Genomic DNA, 7,311 nt, shown 5'->3' on the forward strand with positions numbered 1-7,311 from the left:
AAGATGTTGCCGATGAGATCCTCACGCGTGGAAAAGGCCATTGTCCCGCCGTCTGAATTCAGCGATGTGACGCTCAGGCCCAGCAGCCGGTTGAAAGGCAGGCGTTCCTCATAGAGCCGACGCAGTCTGTCATAGAACCCCGGGGCCGTTTCCGTTTCACTATTCATCATTCCATCCTTCCCGGTAACCGTTACCAGTGCATGCCGAATGCCAGAATCACAGAAGATTCACCCGCATGGACTATACCAGAACCCGGGAAGAAAAATAAACCGTCATTGCGAGCTGCCGTTCTCAGAGGATGGGGATGGGAGTGGCGTCGCTTGACATTTATTTACGGAGGGAATAAAATTAGCATATGCTAACAATCCATCCGACTGTTTTATATTTTGCGTCGAGAAAAGGGTGTCCCCGCGCATCAACCCGGCCCGACGCATCTTCTCCCCGAAACTGAACCGCCCATTTGCCCAACAGATCAGAATAACTGCAGTTTTTTCCATTGGCCCCAGGAATAAGACGATGACCCCACGGCCCACCGGAAGAGTGACCCTGAAACTGGCGATCGTCGGTGGCGGACGAGCCTGCAGATTCTTTCTGAAACTGGTCAGCCTGGGAAACCTGTCCTTTCTGCAACTCGACATCATCGGTGTATGCGACATCAATCCCGAGGCCGAAGGATTCCGAATGGCGCAGCAGATGGGGATCTACACGACGACCGATTTCAAGGATCTCTTCGCGCTGAAGGAGCTGGACGGCATCATCGAACTGACCAACAATCGCGACGTTCTTGTTGAATTGATTCAGCTCCGTCCCGCCCGCGTCGGAATTGTAGAGCACAATATAGGCCGCTTACTCAGGAATCTGTTTACGGTGGATCAAAAACTCAAATCCGCCGAACAGAAAATCGTTTTTGAAAAGGCGCTTCGCGATTTTCTCATCCAGCAAAACCAGCAGTGCATCGTGGTCATCAACACCGATTTTTCCATTGAAGCGGTCAATGCGGCTTACCTGAGCACCGTTAAAAAAAAACGCACCGAGGTGATTGGCGCCCCTTGTTACCGGGTCATCCACGGTTTGGACGCCCCATGTGACACGTTGCGCAATGGCCTGGTCTGCCCGATGCTGGAAACGTTGCGAACCGGCCGGTCGGCCACGGGAATTCGCTCGGTGGCCATGGGTAAAAAGGTGTCGGCATTCCATGATATTGTGACCTATCCGGTTCGGGATTCAACGGGCAAGACGGTTCGGGTCATCGAAATCTGGAGGGACATCGGACGGGAGATATCATCGCGTTTGGAGAAACGCGAACGGGAATTGAAATCAGATTTAAACAAACTCATCCAGGAAGATCGATTGATCTCACTGGGCAAACTGGTGGCCAGTTGCGTACATGAAATCAACAACCCCATTCAGGGGCTTTTGACGTTCAGCCACCTCATGAAGGAGATGCTGTCGGCCGACACCCTGGCAGACGCAGAGGTCTCCAAGATGCGGGAATTTGCGGGGATCATGGCGGAGGAACTGGAACGCTGCGGCAAGATCATCAGCGGTCTGCTCTCCTTTTCACGGGAAACGCACAATGTATACAAAAACATCAATCTCAATGACGTGATTTCAACGGTGATCGATCTGATCCGTCACCGAATTGAACTGCAGGACCAGCATCTCAGGTTGGATCTGACCCATGCGCCGCTTTTCATCCATGGTGATATGAACCGGCTGCAACAGTGTTTTCTCAATCTGATGTTCAACGCCATCGAGGCCATGAGACCTGGCGGACGGTTGGAGATCGTTTCAACCTGCAATACCGATCATCAAATCGCCGAAGTGAAAATTCGGGACACCGGCCACGGGATTCCCCAAGAGCATCTGGGCCACATTTATGATCCCTTCTTCACCACCAAGGCCATGGGGGAAGGGACCGGCATGGGCTTGTCTATCGTTTACGGCGTCGTTAAAAACCATCAAGGGGAAATCAAGGTCCATAGCGACCTCGGAAAAGGCACAACGTTTACCATCCAGATTCCGCTTGCATCGCCGATGCACGGGCACGCGGTCTGAAACCTGGGGGGACCCTATGCATATTATGATCGTCGACGACGAAAGGATTATCCGTGAATCCTTTTTCCACTGGTTTCAAAAAAGCGGGCACCGGGTGGCAACGGCAGCCTCCGGCGACGAAGCGCTGGCGAAGCTCGGGGAAACTCCCTTCGACCTTCTCTTTGTGGATATAAAAATGCCCAGTATGGATGGCATTGAGCTGTTAGCGGCAGTCAAGGAAACATACCCGGAAACCATGGTCATAATTATCACGGCTTACGGATCCATCGAATCCGCCGTGCAGGCCATGAAAATCGGCGCGACCGATTACCTGCTGAAACCCTTCAAACCGGATCAACTTTCCCTGTTGATGGAAAAGGTCATCCAGCAGCAAAAAAGGCAGTCCGAATTCGATTACCTTAAGGGCCGCCTGGAGAAGATTACCCGCTTTGACAATATCATCGGGCAATCGGCGGCCATGACGGCTATTTTTGATATGATCACCGAGGTGGCCGGCACGGATGCATCGGTGCTCCTCGCCGGGGAGACCGGCACCGGCAAGGAGCTCATCGCCAAGGCCATACATGCCAAAAGCCCCAGAGCCAATCTCCCCTATATTGCCATCAACTGCGGCGCCATCCCCGATACACTGCTGGAAAGCGAGCTCTTCGGACATCAAAAAGGTGCCTTCACCGGGGCGATGCAGACATGTAAGGGATTTTTTGAGGTGGTCAACGGCGGAACGCTCTTTCTGGACGAGGTCGGTGAGATCAGTCCGAAGATGCAGGTGGACCTGTTGCGGGTGCTGGAAGAAAAAAAGATCATCCGTGTGGGCAGCCGACAGCCGGTAGCAGTGGATTTCCGACTGATCACCGCAACCAGTCGAGACCTGGAAGCACAAATCAGTGCAGGAGACTTTCGGGAGGATTTCTATTACCGCATCAATGTCATCCAGATTGAAATTCCCGCATTGCGGCAGCGCAGGGAGGATATCAAACTGCTGGCCGAACACTTTTTAAAAAAATTCTGCGACGAAACCACCAAACGGGTGGACCGTATCTCTCCCCAGACACTTAAACTCCTTGAAGCTTATGATTGGCCGGGCAATGTACGCGAATTGGAAAACGCCATCGAACGGGCCGTGGTGTTGTCCAAATCACGCATTCTCAACGAGTCGGATTTCGCCTTTCTACGCCCACCGCCAGCGGCCTCACTCCCCGGGCCATCCCTGCGCGAGATGGAAAAATATCATATTTGCACAATTCTGGACCGGCATGGATGGAACGTCACCCAGGCTGCCAAAGCCCTGGAAATCAACCGCGTCACCCTGCATAAAAAAATCAGGCGATACCAGTTGAAACCCGATGGCGCCGCGAAGCGGTAGAACATGACTGAAACCATGCACCCGAATCAGGCGGCACCGGTCGTTGCCGTGGTGCCTTTCGGGAGTGCGCCGCTGATCGCCGCCAAAGTCATCGCCGCGCATGTTTCCGGCTATCTGAACCTGGCGGTTGAAACACTGCCCCCCATGGACATCCCGCCGGACGCCTTGGACCAAGGACGCCTGCAGCACAACGCCGCCAGCCTCATTCAGGCCATTGAAGCCATGCCCCTGAAGGACTATTTCAAGATCATCGCCCTTTTTAATGTGGACCTGTTCATCCCCCTGTTGACCCACGTTTTTGGGGAAGCCCGTCAAAACGGAAGGGTGGCGCTGGTCTCCATTTTCCGCCTGGAAACCCACGTGGATGGGTCCTCACCTTCCTCTGAACGGGTCCTGGAGCGGGCGGCCAAAATTGGGCTGCATGAGTTGGGGCATCTTCTGAATTTGCTGCATTGCGACGATGACCGGTGTCTGATGTATTTTTCCGGCGGTGTGGACACGCTTGATCGAACCGCTTTCAACTTCTGCCGGTACTGCCGCACAGCCTTGCGCCGGGCACTTGCAAAACCATGGCACCCTTGAGGTTAAAATTGGTTTTAAAGCATCTTGTCTGTGTCCGTCGGTGTGGGTCCGTGGCTCATTTACTGATCCTATGAAATTTTAAAACACTTTTATCGCGGCTGGAAGCCGCTCCTAAATTAAACCCGAAAATTGAGCCATCGTCACGGCTTTCGGCTGGTATGCAGGAACTCAGTGGCCAGCGTTTCCCATCGTAGATCGTTAACGCTGCCGAAGATATCCCTGACGATCGACCCGCCGGTGGCGGCCAGGCCTTCGTATGGGGGCCCCATCAGGCCGAGCAGTTTTCGGTTCTCCTGATCCATCCACTGAAGACTCTCCTTGCCGAAGAATAATCGTTTCAGGTTACGCTTGGGAACGTCCGGTTCCACGATGAAGAGCCACCCCGTGCCATAGGGATCTTCATTAACGAGCTGCGGATGCTCCCGGGCAGAATGATTGACCGCTAACACGGTTCCCGTAACGGGAGATAGCACCGCTGCCCGGTGGTCGGCCCGCCCGAAAGTCCACCCGACCTGGTCCTGTAACACCCCGGCTCCCAACGGGGGGAGGTCGATGCGGTTCAGATTACCGAAAACACACACCGCAAAATCGTCCAGGCCGATCCGGACACGCCCCCCGTGCTCGAAGCGGGCCCAACTATGGCCCATGTGATAGTAATAGTCATCGGCGATTTTAAACCCTGCCACCTGCTTACAGACCGGCGTCCCCAAGTCTGCCGCCAGGTCCACCTCGTCCAACATCTGATCGAAGGCGCAGTGATAGCACTCATAGTTGTAGGGACAGGTCTTGGGTGCGTCAATCCGACCGGTCAGTGCATGCCGGCAGGGGCGATTGGCGCCATCGTAGCGTTGGACAAGATGCGTGACCCAATTGGGGGCAACGGCTTGGCTGTCGTCGGCGGGGTCGATCTTCATAGCCCGGCGAATGGCTTTATTAAACGCACATGCGCTGCAGTCAAAGGCGTTGTCACAGATATGGTAATTGATGACACCGGCCTTCATCCAGATGCAGCGGTCCTCGAGAATATTGAAACAGACCACCCGTTTTTTTGGCGAAACTGGTTTTCTCTTTTTCGTGGCGTTCATGGTGATGCCCTCCTCTGCTACCGTGTTGTTTACCGATAAATATGAGCAAGGAGCCTGCCAAGCCGCCGCCTACGCTGAGAGATATCCTTTACATTTTGAAATTATTACCAATCCTATTGGTGCCAGCGTCGTTAGAAACCTCTCTCCCATCACCATCGCCGTTAAAGGCGATTAAAATGGCTACTATCCGTTTTCGCCCCATCGGTCGAATCAATAGTTTTTAAATAAATGCCGGTAAGTTAAAGGATGTAGCCTTTTTCATCACCGGCGGCCGTTAGTGTAGCCAAACGATACAACTGCCTGATCCTTGAAAAATCTATTGGATTGGGATAATTATCAAGTAACCGTTCATGAGTTCAGGGTCCAAAGGTTCCGCGTTGCATTTTTTCTGAACCCTGAACCGTTGCACCTGTGAACGCTTACGAAACCACCGCCCAAGGCCAATGAGAAACAACGACCCGTCAACCATGGATTCCCGCCTGCCCGAAGTGGTGATCCCCAAAGAAAATGCCGTTTTCTGGATGGATGGCCGGGGCCGGTGGCTAAATCGCCATGGCCGCTTCGAGCACAAACGCATCATCGACCATTTCAATCGCGCTATCCGGCGCGATGAGAATGGCTACTACGTGACCCAGATTCGCGGCAATATTCGCGAAAAAGTTTACTTTGCTTACGATGACACACCGCTTTTTGTCTTCCAGGTCATCACACGAGACCCGATTCACCTGCTGCTCAACACCACGGAAAGCATCGCCTTGGATCCAACCCGGCTATTCGTCAAAGCCGACCAGCTTTTCCAACAACGCGGCGATGAGCGCATCAAGTTCAGCGATCGTGCACTGCTGGCCATGGCCCCCTACCTGGATGAAAGCGCGCACGGATTCAGCATACGCATCGGTGATCGCACCTGGCCGATTCCAGACCGTTGCCCCTGTCCTTGATGCAACAATCGTTGCGCAACAACATGCAACACTCGTCAAATAACCATAAAACATCATTATTTTAAAATAGTTATTTATTAAATAAGATTCCCACCACTGACGACACCTTGTTGCACACTATGCAACGCAACGGGTGCAGCATCAACTTTCACACACTTCCGAATTATATATTTTATAATTTTAACAACGGGTTATAATTTATTCCGCTGGGTGGCACATTCCGTGCTCTTAGTCAAAACGAATTAAAACCTCGAATGCGTGACTCAGTTTAAATTGAAAACTTTTGCGTTCTTGGTGTTTTTCGTAGTTCTAAGAAGTCTTGAAAGACAACAGCACGGAGGTATCGGTGGCAGCGGACAGGCCGGCCAAAACCATTCTAGTGGTGGAAGACGAACCGGACACGAGCATCTTTCTGTCCAATCTGCTTACTGCCAACGGCTATTGCCCAATTTGTGCAATGACCCTTGCCGAGGGTCTCAAAGAGGCTGTGGACGCGTGTCCCGATCTGATCATCATCAACGCCATGCTACCCGGTGAAGCGGGGATCCGCCTCTACCAGAGCCTTCGGACCAACCACCGGCTGTGCCAAATACCGGTAGTCATGCTCTCCACACTGGACAGCAGCACGTTTTACCGGTGCCCGGGAGCCAAACGGTCGCCTACGGGCCGCCCTATTCCAGAACCGGAGGCCTATCTGCAGAAACCGCCCGAAGCCGATGAACTGCTCGCCGTCGTCAACCGGCTGTGCGCAACCTGTTCGGCTGATTTAGGAGAAGGATTAGGGGAACATCGATGACAATCAAGATCGGATTCTACATTTGCCACTGCGGAATCAACATCGCCCACAAGGTACGGGTGACCGAGGTGGCCGACTTCGCCCGCGGCCTGAAAGATGTCGTCGTCTCCCGCGATTACAAATTCATGTGCTCCGATCCCGGCCAGGAGATGATCGAAAACGACATCCGAACCTACGGCCTTAACCGGGTGGTGGTGGCCTCCTGCTCGCCCCGGCTGCACGAAAAGACCTTTCAGGGCGCCTGCCAGCGGGCCGGGTTGAACCCCTACCTGTTCCAGATGGCCTCGGTGCGCGAACAGGTCTCCTGGGTCACCAAAGATGAGGATGAGGCCACCCGCAAGGCCAAAACCCTGGCCGCCGGCGCCATCAACCGGGTCAACTTTCACCAGATGCTGGAAACGCGGTCCGTCAGCGTTCACCCCGACGTCATGGTGGTGGGCGGCGGTATCGCCGGCATGCAGGCCGCGCTGGACGTCGGCAATGCCG

At 53.7% G+C, this 7,311-nt stretch carries 7 protein-coding genes and 1 pseudogene; 7 read left to right on the plus strand and 1 reads right to left on the minus strand.

Going from position 1 to position 7,311, the window contains the following annotated elements; all coding sequences use genetic code 11:
* Positions 1–516: 516 nt before the first annotated feature.
* Genes QNK41_RS01660 through QNK41_RS01670 form a run of 3 tightly spaced genes read left to right on the plus strand, consistent with a single transcriptional unit; the run spans position 517 to position 4,003 of the window.
* Positions 517–2,058: an ATP-binding protein gene (locus QNK41_RS01660; RefSeq protein ID WP_319253080.1), complete on the plus strand. Its 1,542-nt coding sequence runs from the start codon at positions 517–519 to the stop codon at positions 2,056–2,058.
* 16 nt (positions 2,059–2,074) lie between these two features.
* Positions 2,075–3,421: a sigma-54 dependent transcriptional regulator gene (locus tag QNK41_RS01665; RefSeq protein ID WP_319253082.1), complete on the plus strand. Its 1,347-nt coding sequence runs from the start codon at positions 2,075–2,077 to the stop codon at positions 3,419–3,421.
* 3 nt (positions 3,422–3,424) lie between these two features.
* Positions 3,425–4,003, plus strand: coding sequence for a zinc metallopeptidase (locus tag QNK41_RS01670; RefSeq protein WP_319253084.1), 579 nt, complete (start codon positions 3,425–3,427; stop codon positions 4,001–4,003).
* Between the two features lie 140 nt (positions 4,004–4,143).
* Here the strand turns inward: QNK41_RS01670 and QNK41_RS01675 are convergent, their stop codons facing one another.
* Positions 4,144–5,088: a glycine cleavage system protein H gene (locus QNK41_RS01675; protein ID WP_319253086.1), complete on the minus strand. Its 945-nt coding sequence runs from the start codon at positions 5,086–5,088 to the stop codon at positions 4,144–4,146.
* On the opposite strand from QNK41_RS01675, the gene QNK41_RS01680 reads away from it, so the two are divergent.
* The 4 genes and pseudogenes from QNK41_RS01680 to QNK41_RS01695 form a co-directional block, all read left to right on the plus strand.
* A complete protein-coding gene (locus tag QNK41_RS01680; RefSeq protein ID WP_319253088.1) occupies positions 5,087–5,263 on the plus strand; it encodes a hypothetical protein in 177 nt (58 codons plus the stop codon). The two genes, QNK41_RS01675 and QNK41_RS01680, sit on opposite strands and share 2 nt — an antisense overlap.
* A gap of 268 nt (positions 5,264–5,531) precedes the next feature.
* Positions 5,532–6,029 (plus strand): MFS transporter permease, encoded by a 498-nt coding sequence (locus tag QNK41_RS01685; protein WP_319253090.1) that lies wholly within the window; start codon positions 5,532–5,534, stop codon positions 6,027–6,029.
* Positions 6,030–6,375: 346 nt separating this feature from the next.
* Entirely contained in the window at positions 6,376–6,825 is a 450-nt protein-coding gene (locus tag QNK41_RS01690; RefSeq protein WP_319253092.1) for a response regulator transcription factor, read from the plus strand.
* Positions 6,822–7,311 (plus strand): annotated as a pseudogene (locus QNK41_RS01695) (pyridine nucleotide-disulfide oxidoreductase); the annotation flags it as partial. The gene QNK41_RS01690 and the pseudogene QNK41_RS01695, both read left to right, overlap by 4 nt.

This window comes from Desulfosarcina sp. (genome assembly GCF_033791525.1).
Lineage (GTDB): Bacteria > Desulfobacterota > Desulfobacteria > Desulfobacterales > Desulfosarcinaceae > Desulfosarcina.